We start from the raw sequence: 23,542 nt of genomic DNA on the forward strand, positions 1-23,542 counted from the left end.
CATAATCCTGTCAATTTTTGAAATTCAATTTGGAAGTTAAATTTTTTTATTCATACTTTTACGCACTATTATTTTTAACAAAATCTTCACATTTATAATACAATAATCAGAAATTTAAATAGGTCAACCTATGCTTAGAAACGTTTACTTAACATGCTTACTAACCTTGATTTTCGGTAGTGCTGCATGGGCGCAATCAGGATCCATTAAAGGACGTGTATTAGACAAAACCACAAACGAACCATTACCATTTGCCAGTGTAATAGCTGTAATGAATGGGCAGCAGATGGGTGGTGCGCAAACTGACTTTGACGGAAATTTTACCATTAAACCTTTGGGTGCAGGAACATATTCTGTAAAAGCCACATTTGTTGGATATACTACTACAGAGGTAACCGGAGTTTTAGTGTCGGTAGATAAAATCACTTTCGCTGATGTTAAAATGGGCAAAGGTGCAGTAGATATCACTGCAGTGGAAGTTACAGCCTATAAAGTTCCATTAATTGATAAAGGTAATCCAGCAGTACAAACAACCATCACTCAGGAAGAAATAAAAGCCATCCCAACCCGTGATGTGCGTTCTGTTGCAGCAACCGCTGCCGGAGTTTTTCAACGCGATGAAGGTGATGATTTAAACGTTAGAGGTTCACGTGATGATGCAACAGATTATTATATTGATGGGGTTAAAGTTCGTGGAAGCTCACAATTACCACAATCTGCTATTGAGCAGGTTACCGTAATTACCGGTGGTGTACCTGCACAGTATGGTGATGCAACCGGAGGTATCATCAGTATCACAACACGTGGTCCATCAAAGAAATTTACAGGTGGAATTGAGTTAGCTACATCAGAATTGACTGATAAATTCGGATATAATTTAGCAAGTGGTAATATTTCCGGACCGATATATATGAAAAAAGATAAGGATGGGAATAAGACCCCTGTTGTAGGTTTTTTCCTAGGTGTTGAAGGAGAGTGGATTAAAGATCCTGACCCATCAGCTATTGGAAGCAAACGTGTTAAAGGAAGTGTATTGTCTGATTTGGAAAGTAATCCTTTAATGCCTAATCTGGTTAACGGTACTATAAATGGAACCCGTGCACGTTCTGAATTTATACATAGTTCTGATATTGAAACCTTGAAATATAAACCTAATACGCGTTCAGGAGAATACAAAGTGAGTGGTAATATTGATTTTCAACCGGCCAATAATATCAATATTAAAGTTGGGGGCTCTTATGATTACCACGATTACAGGGAATATACTTACGCCTATTCTTTATTCAATTATAAAAATTATAGCAGACATATAACTAACGACTATCGTGGTTATTTACGTTTTACACAACGTTTTAACACTGAAGGAAAAGAAGGCTCAAAGTCAATTCTGAAAAATGTATATTATAGTTTACAGTTTGACTACAGTAAAGCTTTTGAATTAGTACAATCTGAGCAGCATAAAGACCGCTTATTTGATTATGGCTATTGGGGGCGTTTCAATACCTTACGCAGACCTGTATTTGCAGGTAATGAATTGTTAGGGTATTTGCCTTATCTGACCGTATTTACACCATCAGGCAACAACCCAAATACAGAGGCCTATACCAATCAATATCTTTCGTTTTTTGATGAAAATTATGCAGCACATGCCAATGAATATTATGAAACAGGTAACACAAGTCAATTTACCAATACAGCATATTACAGTAATCCCTTTGTAATTAGAGCTGGCGGTGGTTTAATTAACGGACAGCGTGCTGGTACTGTTTATAGTATGTGGTATAATACAGGTCGTACCATAGATGGTTATAATTATATTGACAGAGATCAATACAGGGCTTCAGCAATGTTCTCGGCAGACATCAAGAATCACGCAATTTCATTAGGCTTTGAATACGAACAGCGTGTTGACCGTCAGTTTAATATTGCACCTAGTGGGCTATGGACTTTCATGAACAACTATGCCAATTTCTATTTGAACGAAGCAAACCCTGAAGCAGGAAGTTATACAATTAATGATACAATCTATCATCCAAACACCTATACCAACACTTCAGGACAAATAGGTTTTTATGAAAATGTTCGTAAGGAATTGGGCTTGTCAAATACAGAATATGTAGATGTGTTTAACTATGACCCTTCTAATTTTAGTTTATCTATGTTTTCTCCTGATGAATTAGGAACCAGTGGATTGACACTTTACTATGGTTATGATTACAAAGGAAATCGTCAGAAAACGCTTAGCCCATCGGCAACATTCGATAACTTCTTTAAGAAGGATGCGAATGGAGTTTATCAGCGTAATATTGCTGCTTTCCAGCCGATTTATCTGGCAGGTTATATTCAGGACAACTTCTCTATTAATGATCTTATCTTCAATGTTGGATTGCGTGTAGATCGTTTTGACGCCAATCAACGCGTTATGAAAGATCCTTATTTATTATATCAGGCTTATACAGCTGGCGAATTAAATTTTCAGCGTCCAGACAACATCGGCTCTGATTATGTAGTCTATGTATCAGATTTTAATGTAGATAAAAATACTTTGACAGCAAACGATATATTAGGTTACAGAAGTGGTGATCAGTGGTATGATAAGAATGGTGTTGCATTAACTGATCCAAGGATTCTTGAAAGGCAGAGTTCCTCTGCCCGCGTATTACCTTTGCTGGTGAATAAAGATGATGATATTAAGAGTGGTAACTATGAGGCAAGTAAGACTTTCAAAGACTATGAGCCTCAATTAACCTTTATGCCACGTGTTGCTTTTCAGTTTGATATTAACGATCAGGCGCAGTTTTTTGCTAACTACTCTATTTTAACACAACGTCCTGCCGGTCGTTTAAGAAATGACCCTTGGGCTTATTATAATTTTGAGCAAGGAAGTACCATTAGCAATCCAAATCTGAAACCTGAAAAAAGTATAAACTATGAATTGGGCTTCCGTCAGATATTGAGCCGTAGTTCTGTAATTACAATTTCTGCATTCTATCGTGAACTAAAGCAAATGCTTCAATTGAGAAATATTTTCTTTTCTTATCCCGGTTCCGGATACACAACTTTCGATAATATTGATTTTGGTACTGTTAAAGGTTTAACTTTAGGCTACGACCTTAGAAGAACAGGTAATGTTCGTCTTGGTGCAAGCTATACACTTCAGTTTGCTGACGGTACAGGCTCTAATGATATTTCAGGAGCTGATTTGTTAAGTACCGGACAAGCAGGTTTGAGAGTAATTCTACCACTTGATTTTGATCAGAGACATAACATCACAGTATCTTTTGACTATCGTTATCAGGAAGGCAAAAATTATAACGGTCCTGTGTTGTTTGGTAAACAAATTTTTGCCAATACCGGAGCACGTCTCGAATTTAAAGCAGGCTCAGGAACGCCTTACAGCCGACAATACACCCCAACGTTTGAAGGAAATAATATTGGTGTTCAAACACAGGGCAACTCTAAAATTAAGGGTGATATCAACTCGGCACGTCTTCCATGGAACAGTCGTTTTGACCTGAAAGTGGATAAAGATTTTGCTTTGAATTTCGATAAAGATAAAAAGACAAAATATTACTTAAATGTATATGTTCAGGTGCAAAACCTGTTAAATCAGAAAAACATAATCAGTGTGTATCGTTATACCGGAAATGCTGACGATGATGGTTATTTGGGTTCCAATTTAGGTCAAGATTATCTTGAAAGTCTCCAAGCTTCCGGTGGCGACCCTCAGGCATTCTCTGATTTATATGCAGTAAAAATTAACAATCCTGATAATTATGCACGTCCGAGAACTGTTCGTGTAGGTTTATCATTTAACTTTTAATCTCAGACTTAATTAAAATATTTAAAAACAAATTACAAATGATTAATAAGAGTTGTATTTCCGTTTTTCTGGCAGCAGTATTTACTGTTGGCTCCTCATCAGCCAAGGAGAATATAGGCCAGAAGCCGGTACATAAAGGCAATGTTGTAAAAAATTCGTCATTGAGAATTACAGCCCCCTGTAATGAGCCTACAGCACAAACAGATTTGCAGATAAACAACGTGCGGGCACGAATATTTTCTGCCGGAGATATGTGGTGGAACTTGGTAGATGGATCCAACTCAAAGGCAGAATATGAAATACCCAAGGGCACAGGCAAGACATCACTTTTTGCAGGTTCTGTTTGGATAGGCGGCTACGATGCCACAGGAAACCTAAAGGTAGCAGGACAGACCTACAGACAGAGTGATGCGAATGACTTTTTTACCGGTCCAATAGGTGTTCAGGGCGGAAATATGAGCACAGATGTTTCCATCTGTAATCAGTACGACAGAATATGGTCGGTAACCAAACAACAGGTACGAGATTTTGTGGCAACAGGCGTGGCTACACGCGACATCAGAGAATGGCCGGGTAATGGCGACCAATCAAGAGGAGAATTGCAGCTGCTTGCACCGTTTGAAGATGTAAACGGAGATGGATTGTATATACCGGACAGTGGAGATTATCCACGTTATTTGCTCAGTGGCGAATATCCAGCCCCCAGCGACCCTAATAAGTTGCCATGTGATGATTATATTTTCGGAGATCAGACCTTGTGGTGGGTATTTAATGATATAGGAAACATTAAAAAAGAAACCAATAGTGCGGCCATCGGCCTTGAGTTCAGAGCGCAGGCATTTGCCTTCAGCACGGATGATGAGATCAACAACATGACATTTTATAAGTATCAAATCATCAATCGTAGCAATCAGTCATTCGATAGTACATACTTTGGCTGGTGGGTTGACCCTGATTTGGGCGATGCTTATGATGATTATGTAGGTTGTGATGTGAATCTGGGATTGGGTTTTTGTTATAATGGCGACCCGGATGATGGAAGCGGAACTATAGATGGTTATGGAATAAATCCACCGGCCGTAGGAGCCGACTTTTTTCAGGGCCCATTAGCCGACCCTAATGACGGTATTGACAACGACAGAGATGGAGTAGTAGATGAGCCGGGCGAACAAATCATCATGTCGCAGTTTGGTTATTATGAAAATGATTATAGTGTTTATGGAAACCCACAGGTTTTTGATGATTACTATCAGTATCTTACCGGTTCCTGGAAGAATGCTATCCGATGGACTCGCGATGGTGCTAATGGTCGTACACCCCCTTCACCTTCAACCCCCATCACTGAGTATATGTTCCCCGGCACAACCGACCCTGCATTTCCTGGCAGCAACTGGACAGAGGCAACAGCTAATAATACGCCATTTGACAGAAGGTTTATACAATCAGCCGGAACATTTACCCTTCAGCCCGGAGCAGTAAACTATATTACAACAGGTATGGTATGGGCACGTGCCAACAACGGAGGTCCGCTTGCCTCAGTAGATTTATTAAAACTGAGCGACAACAAAGCACAGGGCTTGTTTGATGTATGTTTCAAAACATTGGATGGTCCTGATGCACCGGATGTGCAGATAACAGAGTTAAACAATAAAGTTATTTTGTCGCTAAAGAACTTCAATAATGATAGGATAGAAAAATACTCACAGTTGGATCCATCGATTCCAACATTGGTGCAGCCCGATGAAGAGCAACGTAAGTTTAAGTTTCAGGGATATCTGGTGTTTCAGTTGAAAAATGCGAGCATCAACACCTCAGATATATTTGATCCATCAAAAACAACATCAACCAGCATACTGAGTGGAGACAATTTCAAATTGTTATATCAGGTAGATATAAAAGATACAGTAAGTAATCTGATAAACTATTTTTGGGCACCTGAATTACCGGGCTACCGCCCATTGACAGTGGCATTTAATCCCGATCAGTTAACAGGAACAAACAGTGGATTAAAGCATAGCTTTGTCATAGACAAGGATGCCTTTACCAACAAACCATTAGTAAATCATAAGGCATATTATTATGTAGTTGTTAGTTATGCCTACAACAACTTTAAGCCATTTGAGTACATAGTACCCAACTCATCAAACTTCACACAGCAGAAACCCTTCAAGGTAGGCAGAAACAACATTAAAGTAATGTCGGCCATACCTCATGCGCAAGAAGTAGAGCATAACGGATTGGTGTTTAACTCAGAAGTGGGAGATGGATTAAAGATAACCCGATTGGAAGGCTCAGGCAATGGAGGATTACTCATAGACATGACAGATGCTTCGGCATCAGAAGCGTTGAATGCACCCTATGTTGTATCCAATCCTGTATATGAATTGGGCAAAGGGCCGTTGAATGTAACGGTATATGATCCATTATATACAACAACGGGATATTTTGACATGAAGTTTACCGGAGTTAGCGGAAGCGATAAATGGAGCATTTATGAAACAGTAACCCAATCGGTAGATACGGCAACATTTGAATTGCAGCAACCCAATAGCCAGATTATTCAAACGGTAGATCCTAATGATGTAAGCAAGGTTTACGAATGGGGATTAACGGCAGACATCAGCAATGCAGTAATAGAAGCAGGTAATACAGATGCAATCAATAATGGCTTGTTGGATCAGAGTTTAACGTATGCCAACCCAGATGCATCATGGTTAGGTGGTGTAGCCGACAGAGATTCGAAGTGTGGCCGATGCCAGAGACTGGATACGCAGTGGCACAGCCCCTAATGATATAGGCGGAGCAGACAACAATCAGGTATATGAAGGCTTGATAGGCGGCACCTGGGCGCCCTATAAATTGGCAAACAAAGTAGATGCACAATATGGACCCCGTTCATCGGCACATCAGGACAATCAGTTGAGCATGAGTGGAGCCAATGGAATCACCAGTGTTGACGTAGTGTTTACGAGTGATAAGTCAAAATGGACCAGAGCGGTAGTATTGGAGATGGGACAGCCAACGAGTGCAACCATAGGCAATGCCCCCCGCTTCCAGAAACGCAGATCGGCATCAATAAATAAAGATGGGGGTAACAATCCCGGAGGCGCAGTATCAACAGATCCTAATGATCCGAACTATATAGACAATGAAGGCATGGGCTGGTTTCCGGGTTATGCAATCAATATAGAAACAGGCGAGCGCTTGAACATAGCCTATGGCGAGAACTCGGTGTTTACGACAGAAAACAGTCAGGATATGCAGTGGAATCCAACATCAACAATGTTGGATGGCAATGGCAATCCGGTATTTGGTGGCATGCACTACATCTGGGTATTTGGCTCAAGAGTAACACAGGGGGCAAGAGATATAGGCAAGTACGATGCATGCGATAAATTCAATAGTTTAATCAAGAGCACATCGGCATCAGAGAGAAGAGATGCTTTGGCTAACATTATGTATGTGAGCATACCATTATTGAATCCGGGCAGAAGTTTATTAGAGACAGATGCCAAAGTAAGAATTCGTGTAGCTCGTCAGTACAGAACGTTTAATACCAATTTCAATGCAGCATCTTATATCAATCAAACCGGCACAGGCTCGCCATTGACACGCGGCCAAACCTATGCAGTAGTAAGTGGTACAGTTACGGCAGCATTTAACAACAACAGCATCACATATTCACCGGGACAGACGATAACCATACCGACCGATGCCAATACCTTCCCCGATGCCTCGATAACTTCAGCAGCGGGAGTAGTTCTTGCACCAACGTTAAATGGCACCAATCCTTATTACAGATTGGATGAAGAAGGCATGTCACCTACATTTGATAATGCAGAAGTAGCAAAGGGTGCACTGAAGTTGGTGAATGTAGTTCCCAATCCATATTATGCATATTCATCTTATGATAAGTCAACGAATATGATGTGGGTAAAGATTACAAACTTGCCGGCAAAATGTACAGTATCAATCTACACGATGAATGGAACATTGGTAAAACGATTCAATCGCAATTCAGGTCCAACGATAGATGGAGCAGCGATAGGTTTGAGTCAGGGCACAGAGGCAGGCAGTGGAAATTCAGATACATCCATTGACTGGGATCTTACCAATGCGAGCAATGTTCCTATCAGCAGTGGTGTATATCTGATACATGTAAAAGCACCGGGCTTGGGTGAGCGAACGCTTAAATGGTTTGGTGTTATGCGTCCGATAAGTTTAGATAGTTATTAATAAACCTCCTAACCAAAATATATTGAAATATGACATATAAATTCAAAATAGCAGCTTTAGCAATTACATCGTTAATGCTATCTGCATCAGTTTTTGCAGGCAATGAAGATCGTGTTGGACAATCCGGTGCCAATGAGTTAATTATTAACCCTTGGGTGAGAAGTGCAGGTTGGATGAATTGTAACACTTCTTCAGTTCGCGGATTGGAAGCTCAGTACCTGAACGTGGCCGGAACTGCTTTTGCAAAAAAGACAGAAATTGGTTTTACACATACCAATTGGCTAAAAGGAACAGGTATCAGCATTAATTCATTTGGTATTACACAACATGTGGGAGAATCCGGAGCATTAACTTTAGGTATCATGTCTATGGATTTCGGTAATATTGAAATCACCACTCCAGAATCACCAGAAGGTGGAATTGGAACTTATAAACCTCAATTTCTTAATGTAGGATTATCTTATGCAAAAGCATTTTCGAATAGTATTTATGGTGGTTTAACTATAAAAATTATTTCAGAAAGTGTTGCTGATGTACGTGCTTCAGGAATTGCTTTTGATGCAGGAATCCAATATGTAACAGGGTTTAACAAAGAAAAGGATAACCTTCGCTTTGGTATTGCTTTGAAAAATGTTGGAGCACCATTAAACTTTAAAGGTGATGGATTAGCATCAAAAGGATTCACTTCTGACCAGACATCGTTAACCATTTCACAACGTGCAGAGCGGTTTGAACTTCCTTCATTAGTAAATATCGGTGCCGCTTATGACTTTAAGTTTTTAGAAATGCATCGTATAACGCTGTCATCAACATTTACATCTAATTCTTTCACACGCGATCAGACAGCAGTTGGTTTGGAGTATGGATTTAAAAAACTGTTTGCTATTCGTGCTGCTTATTCATTCGAAAGAAAAGGAACAAGTGAAGATGAATCATTGAATGTTTATAGTGGATTTGGTGCAGGTATAACAGTTGAAGCCCCAATAGGTAAAAGTGGAAAATCACTTGGATTGGATTATTCTTATCGCCCAACTTATACATTTGATGGTACGCATGCCTTTGGTGTGATTTTCAAATTGTAATAACTATTTAATTTTTAAATTATTTTAAAGGAGGTCTTAACAGACCTTCTTTCATTTTTTTAATACCCACAAGAAGATGTCTATTACGTATTTAACAGAAGAAGGATTAAAGAAGCTTCAGGATGAACTTACACACTTGAAGACAGTTCAGCGACCCCTTATTTCAAAACAAATAGCTGAGGCAAGAGATAAAGGTGATTTATCAGAAAATGCAGAGTACGATGCGGCTAAAGACGCGCAAGGATTACTGGAATTGAAAATCAGTAAAATGGAAGAGCTGTTGAGCAGTGCACGTATTGTTGACGAGTCAAAAATAGATACTTCAAAAGTGTCTATTTTATCGAAAGTTAAAATTAAAAATTTAGCCAATAAGCAGGAAGTAGCATACACTTTGGTGGCAGAAAATGAGGCGGATTTAAAAGCTGGAAAAATTTCGGTAACTTCGCCAATTGGCAAGGGATTACTTGGAAAGAAGAAGGGAGAAGTAGCGGAGATTATAGTGCCATCAGGTAAAATGAACTTTGAAATTATTTCAATTGACAGATAATTGTGTGGATGATTTTTGCTGAAATCGTTAAATAAAGCACAAGTGATAAATAAGAGTTGTATTTCCGTTTTTCTGGCAGCAGTATTTACTGTTGGCTCCTCATCAGCAAAGGAGAATATAGGCCAGAAGCCGGTACATAAAGGCAATGTTGTAAAAAATTCGTCATTGAGAATTACAGCCCCCTGTAATGAGCCTATAGCACAGACCGATTTGCAGATAAACAACGTTCGAGCACGAATATTTTCTGCCGGAGATATGTGGTGGAATCTTGTAGATGGAGCCAACTCAAAGGCAGAATACGAAATACCTAAGGGCACAGGTAAGACATCACTTTTTGCAGGATCTGTTTGGATAGGCGGCTACGATGCCACAGGCAACCTGAAGGTTGCCTGCCAAACATACAGACAAAATGAAGCAAACGACTTTTTTACCGGCCCGATAGGAGTTCAGGGCGGAAATATGAGCACAGATGTTTCCATCTGTAATCAGTACGACAGAATATGGTCTATAACCAAACAGCAGGTACGAGATTTTGTAGCAACGGGAGTAGCCACACAAGATATCAGAGAGTGGCCGGGTAATGGAGACCCCACCAGAGGAGAGTTACCGTTGCTTGCACCGTTTGAAGATGTAAACGGAGATGGATTGTATATACCTGACAGTGGCGACTATCCGCGTTACTTATTAAGTGGCGAGTACCCAGCCCCCAGCGACCCTAATAAGTTGCCATGTGATGATTATATTTTCGGAGATCAGACCTTGTGGTGGGTATTTAATGATATAGGAAACATAAAGAAAGAAACCAACAGTGCGGCCATCGGTCTTGAATTCAGAGCACAGGCATTTGCCTTCAGCACGGATGATGAGATTAACAACATGACATTTTATAAGTATCAAATCATCAACCGCAGTAATCAGGCTTTCGATAGTACATACTTTGGTTGGTGGGTTGACCCTGATTTGGGTGATGCATTTGATGATTATGTAGGGTGTGATGTGAATCTGGGATTGGGTTTTTGTTATAATGGCGACCCTGATGATGGAAGCGGAACCATAGATGGTTATGGAATAAATCCACCGGCCGTAGGAGCCGACTTTTTTCAGGGCCCTTTAGCCGACCCTAATGACGGTATTGACAACGACAGAGATGGAGTAGTGGATGAGCCGGGCGAACAGATCATCATGTCACAGTTTTTCTCTTATGGAAGTGATTTTAGTGTTTATGGAAACCCTCAAACTGCTGATGATTACTATCAATATCTTACTGGAACCTGGTTAAATGGAGTCAGATGGACTCGCGATGGTATGAATGGCCAAACACCCCCTTCTCCTTCAACCCCCCCTACCAACTATTTGTTCCCCGGCACAACCGACCCTGCATTTCCTGGCAGCAACTGGACAGAGGCAACAGCCAATAATACACCATTTGACAGAAGGTTTATACAATCAGCAGGAGCATTTACCCTTCAGCCCGGAGCAGTAAATTATATCACCACCGGTGTGGTATGGGCACGTGCCAACAACGGAGGTCCACTGGCATCAGTAGATTTATTAAAGCTGAGCGACAACAAAGCGCAGGGCTTGTTTGATGTATGTTTCAAAACATTGGATGGTCCTGATGCACCGGATGTGCAGATAACAGAGTTAAACAACAAAGTTATTTTGTCGCTAAAGAACTTCAATAATGATAGGATAGAAAAATACTCACAGTTGGATCCATCCATTCCAACATTAGTGCAGCCCGATGAAGAGCAACGTAAATTTAAGTTTCAGGGATATTTGGTGTTTCAGTTGAAAAATGCGAGCATCAATACCTCAGATATATTTGATCCATCAAAAACAACATCAACCAGCGTACTGAGTGGAGACAACTACAAATTGTTATATCAGGTAGATATAAAAGATACGGTAAGTAATCTGGTAAACTACTTTTGGGCACCTGAATTACCGGGCTACCGCCCATTGACAGTGGCATTTAATCCCGATCAGTTAACAGGAACAAACAGTGGATTAAAGCATAGCTTTGTCATAGACAAGGATGCCTTTACCAACAAACCATTAGTAAATCATAAGGCATATTATTATGTAGTTGTAAGTTATGCCTACAACAACTTTAAGCCATTTGAGTACATAGTACCCAACTCATCAAACTTCACGCAGCAGAAACCCTTCAAGGTAGGCAGAAACAACATTAAAGTAATGTCGGCCATACCTCATGCGCAAGAAGTAGAGCATAACGGATTGGTGTTTAACTCAGAAGTGGGAGATGGATTAAAGATAACCCGATTGGAAGGCTCAGGCAATGGAGGATTGCTCATAGACATGACAGATGCCTCAGCAGCAGAAGCGTTGAATGCACCCTATGTTGTATCCAATCCTGTATATGAATTGGGCAAAGGACCGTTGAATGTAACGGTATATGATCCATTATATACAACAACGGGATATTTTGACATGAAGTTTACCGGAGTTAGCGGAAGCGATAAATGGAGCATTTATGAAACAGTAACCCAATCGGTAGATACGGCAACATTTGAATTGCAGCAACCCAATAGCCAGATTATACAAACGGTAGATCCTAATGACATAAGCAAGGTTTATGAATGGGGATTAACAGCAGACATCAGCAATGCAGTAATAGAAGCTGGTAATACAGATGCTATCAATAATGGCTTGTTGGATCAGAGTTTATCGTTTGCCAACCCTGATGCAGCCTGGTTAGGCGGAGTAGCGGACAGAGACTCGGCAGTTGCCGATGCCCGCGACTGGATACGCAGTGGCACAGCCCCTAATGATATAGGCGGAGCAGACAACAATCAGGTATATGAAGGCTTGATAGGCGGCACCTGGGCGCCCTATAAATTGGCCAACAAAGTAGATGCACAATATGGACCCCGTTCATCGGCACATCAGGACAATCAGTTGAGCATGAGTGGAGCCAATGGAATCACCAGTGTTGACGTAGTGTTTACGAGTGATAAGTCAAAATGGACCAGAGCGGTAGTATTGGAGATGGGACAGCCAACGAGTGCAACCATAGGCAATGCACCCCGCTTCCAGAAACGCAGATCGGCATCCATAAACAAAGACGGGGGTAACAATCCGGGAGGTGCAGTATCAACAGATCCTAATGATCCGAACTATATAGACAATGAAGGCATGGGCTGGTTTCCGGGCTATGCAATTAATATAGAAACAGGTGAGCGCTTGAATATAGCCTATGGCGAGAACTCGGTGTTTACCACAGAAAACAGTCAGGATATGCAGTGGAATCCGACCTCAACAATGTTGGATGGCAATGGCAATCCGGTATTTGGAGGTATGCATTATATCTGGGTATTTGGCTCAAGAGTAACACAGGGGGCAAGAGATATAGGCAAGTATGATGGTTGCGAAAAGTTCAATAGTTTAATCAAGAGCACATCGGCCTCAGAGAGAAGAGATGCCTTGGCTAACATTATGTATGTGAGCATACCATTATTGAATCAGGGCAGAAGTTTATTAGAGACAGATGCCAAGGTAAGAATTCGTGTAGCTCGTCAGTACAGAACGTTTAATACCAATTTCAATGCATCAACCTATATCAATCAAACCGGCACAGGCTCGCCATTAACACGAGGTCAAACCTATGCAGTGGTAAGCGGCACAGTAACGGCAGCGTTTAACAACAACAGCATCACGTATTCACCGGGACAGACGATAACCATACCAACAGATGCCAATACCTTTCCAGATGCCTCGATAACTTCAGCAGGAGGAGTAGTTCTGGCACCAACATTAAATGGCACCAACCCCTATTACCGCTTGGATGAAGAAGGCATGTCACCTACATTTGATAATGCAGATGTAGCAAAGGGCGCACTGAAGCTGGTGAATGTAGTTCCCAATCCATATTATGCATATTCATCGTATGATAAGTCAACGAATATGATGTGGGTAAAGATTACAAACTTGCCGGCAAAATGTACAGTATCAATCTACACGATGAATGGCACATTGGTAAAACGATTCAATCGTAATGCAGGTTCATCGGTAGAAGGAACAGCGATAGGTTTGAGTCAGGGCACAGAGGCAGGCAGTGGTAATTCGGATACATCAATTGACTGGGATCTTACCAATGCAAGTAATGTACCTATCAGCAGTGGCGTATATCTGATACATGTAAAAGCACCGGGCTTGGGAGAGCGAACGCTTAAATGGTTTGGTGTTATGCGTCCGATTAGTTTAGATAGTTATTAATAAACCTCCTAACCAAAATATATTGAAATATGACATATAAATTCAAAATATCAGTTCTGGCAATCACTGAATTAACAAAGAAGAATGTAGTAAAAAGGATTATGTTGTCATCCGATAAATTTAGTTTAAAAATTATATAAGAAGAGTAGTAATTATGGGAACAATTTTCACGAAAATTATTAATGGCGAGATTCCTGCTTATAAAATAGAAGAAGATAATAATTATTTAGCCTTTTTGGATATTAACCCCTTGGCACCCGGACATGTTCTGGTAGTGCCCAAAAGGGAAGAAGACTATATTTTCGATCTGGAAGATGAAGAATTATCAGGATTGATTGTTTTTGCCAAAAAAGTGGCTGCAGCATTAAAGCAGGCTGTTCCATGTAAGAGAATAGGTGTAACTGTCATTGGGCTTGAGGTCCCACACACACACATACACTTGATTCCCATCAATAACATTGATGATATGAACTTTAGCAAACCTAAAATGAAGCTTTCTGACGAGCAATTGGAGTTGGTTCGTTTGAAAATCAAATCATTTTTAAAATAAATTTTCATGTTTAATTTAAATTACGTTATTTCGTATCTGAATTTTAACTTGTATATTTTTAAATTATGAATAGAATAAAAAGATTTTCATTGTTATCAGTAATTGCCTTGGCAGCACTTTCAGGATGTAAGAAAGATGATCTTACATCAGATTTTAAAACTTCTGATCCAATTCAGAATGGTACGGCAAAAATTCGTTTCATTCACGTAGCCCCTGAATTAGGTGGCGTTTCTGTAAAGTATAAAGACAACAGTGTGTTTGGCGACTCATTACGTTATTCGCAAAACTCTGGTTATACTGAAGTTGCCATAGGCTCAGTTGATAACGGATTTAATTTGGATATGATTCCTGTAGAAGATTCTGCCGGAATTTTCACGCCTAATGAGACAGGTGTAGTTGCTACACTGGCACAAAGTAATTATATATTAATCAAAGATCAACGATACACTTGTTTCATTATTGATACAGTTAAAGACAAACCTGTTCTAAATGATCTTTCTTATGATGGTTTTACAAAAATCTTAACCGAAAATTATCCTGCAACCGGAACTGATTCAGTTTGGGTACGTTTGTTTAATGCATCATATTCTTCTGCAATAGTTGATATTGAATTTACAAATAACACCACCGGTGCAGTCACAACCATTTCAAATGTTAGCTTTATGCAAATGCCTGTTTATGCAGGATCCGGTAGCGGTGACTATAATGTTGTAGTGAAGAAGTTTGGTGTTAATCTAGCTACAGTTAATAATGTAAACTTGCAGTCAGGCAAAGCATATACATTTTATTTCCGTGGTGTGATTGGCGCTTCAGGTGATTCTGAACCACGTCTTGATTATGTAACTAACGGAGAGTAATTTTATTCATAATACTTCAAAGGCTGCTATGTTTTCATAGTAGCTTTTTTTTGTCCTCTACCATGATTAGTTCAGTTGCAACGTTGAATCAACACCTCAGATATTTTGGAGCGGTAGTATGGGAAATGAAACAACCAGCCAACGTAAGGATAGGGAATGCATCACGCTTCCAGAAAAGCAAATTGGCAACGTTAAGCAAACATTGCCCGTATTTTTTAAATTAAAACATGACCTGTTCTGTTGCAATTAGTAAGAAGTGTTTCTATAAGTATTAATACCGTGCCCTTAGATTTTTAAGAAAGGAGTTTAATTTATTTGCAATTTTACTTTTTCTTCCATAATTTTCATACCGCATTTTAAACAATAGTTATATGAGAACTTATGACGAAAAACACATTAAGAATATTGCTCTTGTTGGATCAGCAAAAAGTGGTAAGACAACGCTTGCAGAAACAATGCTTTTTGAAGCAGGTATTATAACCAAAAGAGGTTCTATAGAAGAAAAAAATACTGTTTCAGATTATCATGAAATTGAACATGAACGCCAGAGCTCTGTTTATGAAACTACCATGCACACAGAGTGGCGTGATTATAAAATCAATATTATTGATACACCGGGAATTGATGATTTTATTGGTGAAGTAATATCTGCAGTGAGAGTATGTGATACGGCTGTTATGTTGTTAAATGCACAACATGGTGTTGAAGCAAGCAGTGAAGTAATATGGGATTATGTGGACAAATACCGGAAGCCAACAATATTTGCTGTCAACCAACTTGACCTTGAACATGCCAATTTTAATGCAACGGTAGAAAAGGCAAAACAGAAGTTCGGCAATGCCATTACCGTTATGCAGTATCCGTTAAATCAGGGAACAGGTTTTAATGCGATTATTGATTTATTGAAAATGACGATGTATCGTTTTCCTGCAACTGGTGGCAAGCCTGAAAAACTTGAAATTCCACCGGAGGAAATGGAAAATGCCAAAAAGTTGCATAATGAATTGGTAGAAAAAGCTGCCGAGAATGATGAAAAACTGATGGAATTATATTTTGAGCGCGGATCACTTGACGAAGATGAAATGAAGCAAGGATTGAAAGCAGGAATGATGGCACATCAGATTTTCCCTGTGTTTTGTTTATCTGCAAAGAAAGATATGGGTAGCGGGCGACTAATGGGTTTTATTGATAATGTGGCACCTTCGGCAATTGATATGCCGGCAGAAATTGCTGAAGATAAAACTTTAGTTCCTTGCATTCCGACAGGACCAACAGTTTTGTTCTTTTATAAAACTATCATTGAGCCGCACTTGGGTAAGCTGGCGTTTTTTAAAGTTCTTTCCGGTGAGGTCAGTGCAGGAACTGACTTAATGAATCACAAAACGAATACAAGCGAAAGAATAACGCAATTGTTTATCATGGATGGCAAAAGCCGCAATACTGTTGATAAACTTAAAGCAGGTGATTTGGGTTGCACTCTTAAGTTGAAGAATACGCTAACAAATCATACGCTTTGTGGTAAAGGCATTGCCATCAATATAGAGCCAATACAATTTCCCGAACCAAAAACCAGAGTAGCATTGATTGCAAAAAATAAAAGTGATGAAGAAAAATTAGGCGAGGTACTTAGTGAATTACATCTCGAAGATCCTACACTTGGTAGTAGAATATTCGAAAGAACTCAAGCAGGTTATATTACATGCGCAAGGCGATTTGCATCTTGCCGTTACAAAATGGCGGATTGAAAATGTGTATAAAATGCAGGTAGAATTTATAAAACCACGCATATCATTCCGTGAAACTATTCAAAAACCTGCAGTTGCAACCTACAGGCATAAAAAGCAATCAGGTGGAGCGGGACAATTTGGCGAAGTGCATATTAAAATTGAACCATACTATGATGGCATGCCTGATATGAAAGAATTTCCTCTTCGTGATAAAGAAGAGCATGCGCTGCCTTGGGGTGGAAAATTAGTTTTTAATAATTGTATCACCGGAGGTGCTATTGATACACGGTTTTTACCTTCAGTTCTTAAAGGGGTAATGGAGAAAATGCAGGAAGGTCCGTTGACAGGGTCGTTTGTGCGTGATATCAGAGTTAGTGTTTTTGATGGCAAAATGCATCCTGTTGACTCAAATGATATATCATTTAAGATAGCTGGCATGATGGCGTTTCGGGAAGCTTTCCACAATGCGCAGCCACAACTTTTGGAGCCGATTTATGATGTTGAAGTAGAAATGCCCGATGACATGATGGGTGATGTTATGAGTGACCTTCAGTCAAGAAGAAGTATTATTACAGGAATGGACGCGCGAAATGGCAAGCAGGTGATTCGGGCAAAAACTCCATTGCTTGAACTTGATGGTTACAGTACAGCATTAAAATCCATCACACAAGGAAAGGCGAAGTTAAAAACATCGTTTGCTGAATTTGCTCCTGTGCCCGGAGACTTGCAAAAGAAATTGCATGATGAGTATGTGAAGGTTGAAGCACTAAGCAGTTGAAATTAATTAACAAAATTGAAAGTTGTTTTTGTGTTGTCATTAAATGACGGCTCAAAATTTCTTTCATCAGGGTTGCAGTTTGTTGTTTTAGGGATTCAACATCATTTTCTGTCATGCCTGTTGTGTCAATAGGTTTACTCCACTCTGCTATCAGTTTGACCGGGCGCTAAGTGCTATTGGTGATTCAGGCGATAACAATACATCTGTATTAATCACTGTAAGAACTGCCAATGGTGTTTGTGTTGCAATGGCCAATCGAAATGCGCCATCTTTAAATGGCAGCAATATCTGATCTGTAAAATTACGAGTACCTTCAGGACAAATAAATATTGAAATGTCCGATTCAAGTGTTTTACGCATGGCTTCAATACTTTTTTGTCTGTCCTTTTTATCACCACGTTTTACTGTGACATACAGATTTTTGATAACGTAGCCAAGCAAAGGAATTTTAGTTAGTTCTGCTTTTGATAAAAATCTGAAAGTATTGCTGCATGCACGCGCATAGAGGGGAATGTCCAACATAGAGCGGTGGTTGGCAACAAATACATAGGTTTCCTTTTTCGAAATAAAATTACTGTTGACAATTGTGTAGCGAATAAAAAAACTTCTGAATAAAATCAATGCCCAAAACCTTGAAATGTTATGTGCAATGACAGGAGATTTCTTTTCGCTGAATAATAAAAACACTAAAAAAAATAGAGGAAAAACACAAAGCAATGTGATAAGAAATACTATTGCTGCATATATTCCAAATGCAATTTTAAGCACTTTCATATAGCGCTATTAGTGTTATAGAAACGGAAGAAAATTATTTCGCTAAATTAAATAAATTTACATCACATTACGTTAACTTTGCAGCCGTTTTATAAAGTATAAAAGTTTATGGGAAATATTGCTGAAATCAGAGCAAGACAAATACTCGACTCAAGAGGAAATCCTACTGTTGAAGTAGATGTATATACTGACAACGGAGTGGTGGGAAGGGCTGCCGTGCCATCAGGTGCATCAACCGGAGCACACGAGGCCGTTGAGTTACGTGATAACGATAAGAAGATTTACCTTGGCAAGAGTGTGATGAGAGCGGTAAATAATGTAAATGCCATATTGAATAAAGAACTTCATGGTTATCCTGTTTTTGATCAGCGCAGTATTGATGCAGCAATGATTCATATTGATGGTTCTCCTAATAAAGCTACAATAGGTGCCAATGCAATATTAGGTGTTTCATTGGCATGTGCCAGAGCAGCTGCAAGCGAATCGGGCTACCCGCTTTACCGTTATATCGGTGGTGTGAATGCTCGCATATTGCCTGTACCTATGATGAATATCCTTAATGGAGGATCTCATGCAGATAATAGTATAGACTTTCAGGAATTTATGATAATGCCGGTTGGTGCAGAAAGTTTTTCTGAGTCACTAAGAATGGGTGTTGAAATATTTCACAATCTGAAGAGTGTTTTAAAAAGCAAGAAGTATTCTACAAACGTTGGTGATGAAGGTGGTTTTGCACCGGACATCAAATCTAACGAAGAAGCTATATTGACAGTGATAGAAGCAATAGAAAAAGCAGGTTACAAACCAGGTGATGATGTCATGATTGCAATGGATGCTGCTGCTTCTGAATTTTATGATGCAGAGAATAAGGTATATCATTTTAAAAAATCAAGTGGAGAAAAACTGACATCATCAGAAATGGTTAGCTATTGGAAGCAGTGGTGTGAGAAGTATCCGATTGTTAGTATTGAAGATGGACTTGCAGAAGACGATTGGGCAGGATGGAAAGAATTGACCAATGTGTTAGGAGGTAAAGTGCAGTTAGTTGGTGATGATTTGTTTGTGACAAATACAGAAAGGCTTGCAAGAGGAATTAAAGAAAGTATTGCCAACTCAATTTTGGTAAAAGTAAATCAGATTGGAACTTTGACGGAAACTATCAATGCTGTTGAAATGGCTAAGAACAACAGCTACACATCAGTGATGAGTCATCGTTCAGGTGAAACGGAAGACACAACTATTGCTGATTTGGCAGTGGCACTAAATACAGGGCAGATAAAAACCGGTTCGGCATCTCGTTCTGACAGGATTGCCAAATACAACCAGCTTCTGAGAATAGAAGAGATGCTGGGCGGAGCTGCTGAATTTCCCGGGAAAAATTTCCGGAATTTGATATAATGCAAAAGGGTCTGTATCTTTAGAATCTGAATTAACAACTTGAAAATGGAATTAGAAGAGTCAGATGGAGAAGTAAAGAAGGAGAGAATCAGGGTAAGGAAACGTATAAGAATAAAGAAGAAGCCTGATCCGAAGAAGAAGATTAAAAAGTATTTGCGCATTTTTGCATGGATAGTAGTTGTTGCCATTTTTATTACAACATTAATAGTGTTGTTTTCAGAGTCCGACCTTCGTTATGAAAATACCAAGAAGCCTAAGTCAAGAGTAGAGATAATTCCTTCAACAAAGGAATTCTCTATAAACTTTAATTTGTAACAAACGTTTAAAGAACAGTTATACAACAAGTATGGACAACATAAAAGAAAAATTCAAAGAGAAAGCCTTGCCAATGGCAGGGACAATTAAAGACATTGTAAAAACCCACGGCAACTTTGTTTTGGGTGAATATACAGTAGAGCAGGTTTATCAGGGCATGAAGGGAATGATAGGCATGGTAACTGAAACCAGTAAACTTGATGCCAATGAAGGAATTCGTTTCAGAGGATATTCTATTCCTGAACTTCGTGAAAAACTCCCGGTTTCTAAAGAAGGTCCGGAGCCATTGCCTGAAGGAATTTTTTACCTCTTGCTCACAGGTGAAATGCCATTATTGAAAGATGTTATTGAAGTAAATAATGAGTGGATGAAAAGGGCAACTGTTCCTAAACATGTTTTTGACATGTTGGATATGCTGCCTGATAAGACCCATCCAATGACACAATTTTCAATGGCCATTATGGCATTGCAGACAGAGTCTGTTTTTGCACGTAAGTACCGCGAAGGCATGAATAAGAAGGATTATTGGGATCCTATGTACGAAGATGTAATGAACCTCATTGCACGTTTGCCTCGTATAGCTGCATACATTTATCGCTCTACTTATAAAGAAGGCAAGCACATTGAGCCGGATCCAAAACTTGACTGGGCAGGAAATTTTGCTCACATGCTAGGATTTGAAGAGCTTGATTTTAGAAAGTTGATGCGTTTGTATCTTACCATACATGCTGATCATGAGGGTGGAAATGTTTCAGCACATGCCACGCATCTTGTTGGGTCAGCATTGAGTGATCCTTATCTTTCATTGGCGGCAGGTATGAACGGACTTGCAGGCCCGCTACATGGATTAGCGGCACAGGAAGTAGCCCGATGGATAATTGAGTTGCGCGATAAATATAATGGCGTTCCATCCCGCGAACAATTAGGTGAGTTTATTAAAACAACATTAACAGAAGGAAAAGTTGTTCCCGGATATGGACATGCTGTACTGCGTAAAACCGATCCCCGTTATACAGCACAACAGGATTTTGCTAAGAAATATATGGCAGATGATGAACTGTTTAAAATAGTTCAATTACTGTATGATGTTACACCGGAAATCTTAAAAGCTACAGGTAAGATTAAAAACCCATGGCCAAACGTTGATGCTCACTCAGGAATTTTACTGATGCACTATGGCTTGGTTGAATATGATTTTTATACTGTTTTGTTTGGTGTTTCAAGAGCAATTGGTGTGTTGACTTCACTTTTATGGGATCGTGCTTTAGGCATGCCTATTGAACGACCAAGTTCTGTAACAACACAATGGATTCAGGAAAAAATTAAATCCGGTGAAGCAGTAAAGGCAGAATAATTACTGTCAATTACAGTGTAAGCATTACTCAGTTATTTTTGCTGGCAATAAAATTGTTTATTGCCAATATATCAATTTCTGTTTCAAGAAAACATTTACATGCATCTTCGGGGCTGCAAACTATAGGTTGTCCTCTTAGATTGAAACTGGTATTAATGAGTATTCCTTTACCGGTTAACTTTTTAAACTCTGTAAGAAGTTTAAAAAATAAAGCATCATCAGTTTCTCTCACCACCTGAATTCTTGAACTGTAATCAACATGTGTTACACCCTGAATTTCGCTTCTGGTTTTTTCAAACTGTTCTACTAATTCTGTTTCTTCGGAAGCTAATTTATTGCCAATCTGTTTATTTTTTTTAAGAATATCAGTCATGGACATAAAACTGTTTTCATTACCACCCTCAAAAAATTCAGAATAATCTTCAAAAAGCATTGCCGGTGCAAATGGTCTGAAGGTTTCACGTTTTTTAATTTTTTGATTTAATATTTGTTGAATTTGTGGTGATGAAGGGTTTGCAAGAATACTCCTTGATCCAAGTGCACGCGGCCCAAATTCAGCTCGCCCTTGAAACCACCCTACAATTTTACCATTGGAAATATGTGTGGCAATGTATTTTAATAGCTCTTCTTCTTTATATTGTATAAAGTGTAAGTTGTATTTTGTTAAAGTTTGTGCAATGGTTTGATTGTCATAATCAGGACCCAGGCGGCATCCTTGCATACTATCTTTTTGAGGAACTATGATGCGTTTGTTACATAAAAATATATGCTCTATTGCAAGTGCTGCACCAATAGCACCGCCAGCATCACCGGAAGCCGGCTGAACATAAATGTTTTTAAAAATATTTTGTTTGTTGAGTTTGCCAACTGCAACACAATTTAATGCTACACCTCCAGCCAAACATAAATTATCAGCGTTTGTAATTCGTTTAGCTTCATTTGCTAAATTTAAAATCACCTCTTCAGTAATAGTTTGAATTACCAAAGCTAAATTACAGTGATTTGAATTTATTTCTGATTCGGCTATACGAGGTTTTATTTCAAAAAGCTCTGTCCAAAGGTTTTCGTTTATCATATTTAACCCTGTCAGATAATTAAAGTACCTCATGTTCAGAAGTACAGATCCGTCTGGCTTCAGCTCAATTAATTCGCTTATTTTACTCTTATAAAATTTAAATTGAGAGCTATTCTTATTGCCATAAGGTGCCAAGCCCATTACTTTGTATTCGCCTGAATTGACTTTAAACCCAAGGAACTGCGTAAATGCACTATATAATAATCCTATCGAGTGTGGAAAATTGAGTTCTTTTATTGTGGTAATGGAATTTTGGGTGCCGGACATGATAGCAGTAGTACACCATTCGCCAACACCATCAGCAGTTATTATAGCTGATTCCGAAAAAGGTGAAGTAAAAAACGCACTTGCAGCATGAGACAGGTGATGCTCACAGAAAAGAATTTCTTTTGCTGAAAAATTCTCGTCAATAAATTTTAAGCTTTCTCTGATTTTATTTTTTATCAAAACTTTTTCTTTTACCCATATAGGGGCGGCTACAACAAATTGCTGAAAACCTTTAGGTGCTGTTTCAAGAAATGTTTCCAATAACCGTTCTAACTTCAGAAATGGTTTTTCATAATAAACAATATGATCAATTTGATTTAACTTTAAACCGGAGTATTGCAAACAAAATTTTATGGCGTTTACAGGAAAGTTTGCATCATTTTTTATTCTTGAAAAACGTTCTTCCTGTACTGCAGCTACTATTTTTCCGTCAATAACAACAGTTGCTGCTGCGTCATGGTAAAATGCGGAAATGCCTAGTACGTTGGCCATCTTTAAAGAAAAATGTATTCTGATTATT

At 39.1% G+C, this 23,542-nt stretch carries 13 protein-coding genes and 1 pseudogene; 12 read left to right on the forward strand and 2 right to left on the reverse strand.

Features of this window, described 5'->3' with window-relative positions:
• The first annotated feature begins 130 nt into the window (after positions 1 to 130).
• The 9 genes and pseudogenes from V9G42_07585 to V9G42_07625 all read left to right on the forward strand — a co-directional run bounded on the left by V9G42_07585 (position 131) and on the right by V9G42_07625 (position 17,839).
• Positions 131 to 3,823: a TonB-dependent receptor gene (locus V9G42_07585; protein MEI2759272.1), complete on the forward strand. Its 3,693-nt coding sequence runs from the start codon at positions 131 to 133 to the stop codon at positions 3,821 to 3,823.
• A gap of 38 nt (positions 3,824 to 3,861) precedes the next feature.
• Entirely contained in the window at positions 3,862 to 6,612 is a 2,751-nt protein-coding gene (locus V9G42_07590; GenBank protein MEI2759273.1) for a hypothetical protein, read from the forward strand.
• Positions 6,569 to 8,059: a hypothetical protein gene (locus V9G42_07595; GenBank protein ID MEI2759274.1), complete on the forward strand. Its 1,491-nt coding sequence runs from the start codon at positions 6,569 to 6,571 to the stop codon at positions 8,057 to 8,059. The genes V9G42_07590 and V9G42_07595 overlap by 44 nt, the downstream gene beginning before the upstream one ends.
• 29 nt (positions 8,060 to 8,088) lie before the next feature.
• Positions 8,089 to 9,141 (forward strand): PorV/PorQ family protein, encoded by a 1,053-nt coding sequence (locus V9G42_07600; GenBank protein ID MEI2759275.1) that lies wholly within the window; start codon positions 8,089 to 8,091, stop codon positions 9,139 to 9,141.
• A gap of 76 nt (positions 9,142 to 9,217) precedes the next feature.
• Positions 9,218 to 9,688, forward strand: a complete 471-nt coding sequence (greA, locus tag V9G42_07605; protein MEI2759276.1) for a transcription elongation factor GreA — start codon at positions 9,218 to 9,220, stop codon at positions 9,686 to 9,688.
• A gap of 42 nt (positions 9,689 to 9,730) precedes the next feature.
• Positions 9,731 to 13,927, forward strand: a complete 4,197-nt coding sequence (locus V9G42_07610) for a hypothetical protein (protein MEI2759277.1) — start codon at positions 9,731 to 9,733, stop codon at positions 13,925 to 13,927.
• A 154-nt stretch (positions 13,928 to 14,081) separates the two neighbouring features.
• On the forward strand, positions 14,082 to 14,477 hold the full coding sequence (locus tag V9G42_07615; GenBank protein MEI2759278.1) for an HIT family protein: 396 nt from the start codon (positions 14,082 to 14,084) through the stop codon (positions 14,475 to 14,477).
• Positions 14,478 to 14,542: 65 nt separating this feature from the next.
• Positions 14,543 to 15,334 (forward strand): hypothetical protein, encoded by a 792-nt coding sequence (locus V9G42_07620; protein MEI2759279.1) that lies wholly within the window; start codon positions 14,543 to 14,545, stop codon positions 15,332 to 15,334.
• 371 nt (positions 15,335 to 15,705) lie between these two features.
• Positions 15,706 to 17,839, forward strand: a pseudogene (locus tag V9G42_07625) (elongation factor G).
• A 150-nt stretch (positions 17,840 to 17,989) separates the two neighbouring features.
• On the opposite strand, the gene V9G42_07630 reads toward V9G42_07625, so the two are convergent.
• Positions 17,990 to 18,613 (reverse strand): lysophospholipid acyltransferase family protein, encoded by a 624-nt coding sequence (locus V9G42_07630; protein MEI2759280.1) that lies wholly within the window; start codon positions 18,611 to 18,613, stop codon positions 17,990 to 17,992.
• A 108-nt stretch (positions 18,614 to 18,721) separates the two neighbouring features.
• Here V9G42_07630 and eno point away from each other — a divergent pair, with 108 nt between their 5' ends.
• The 3 genes from eno to V9G42_07645 are packed head-to-tail and all read left to right on the forward strand — an operon-like array spanning position 18,722 to position 21,680.
• Positions 18,722 to 20,011 (forward strand): phosphopyruvate hydratase, encoded by a 1,290-nt coding sequence (gene eno, locus V9G42_07635; GenBank protein ID MEI2759281.1) that lies wholly within the window; start codon positions 18,722 to 18,724, stop codon positions 20,009 to 20,011.
• Between the two features lie 45 nt (positions 20,012 to 20,056).
• Entirely contained in the window at positions 20,057 to 20,326 is a 270-nt protein-coding gene (locus V9G42_07640) for a hypothetical protein (protein ID MEI2759282.1), read from the forward strand.
• A gap of 31 nt (positions 20,327 to 20,357) precedes the next feature.
• Positions 20,358 to 21,680 carry a citrate (Si)-synthase, eukaryotic gene (locus tag V9G42_07645; GenBank protein ID MEI2759283.1) on the forward strand — a complete coding sequence of 441 codons (1,323 nt, stop codon included), beginning with the start codon at positions 20,358 to 20,360 and terminating at the stop codon, positions 21,678 to 21,680.
• 28 nt (positions 21,681 to 21,708) lie between these two features.
• Here V9G42_07645 and V9G42_07650 read toward each other — a convergent pair whose 3' ends face one another.
• A complete protein-coding gene (locus V9G42_07650) occupies positions 21,709 to 23,514 on the reverse strand; it encodes a carbamoyltransferase N-terminal domain-containing protein (protein ID MEI2759284.1) in 1,806 nt (601 codons plus the stop codon).
• Between the last annotated feature and the right edge of the window lie 28 nt (positions 23,515 to 23,542).

The sequence above is a fragment of the Bacteroidia bacterium genome, assembly GCA_037045145.1.
Classification (GTDB): domain Bacteria; phylum Bacteroidota; class Bacteroidia; order AKYH767-A; family OLB10; genus OLB10.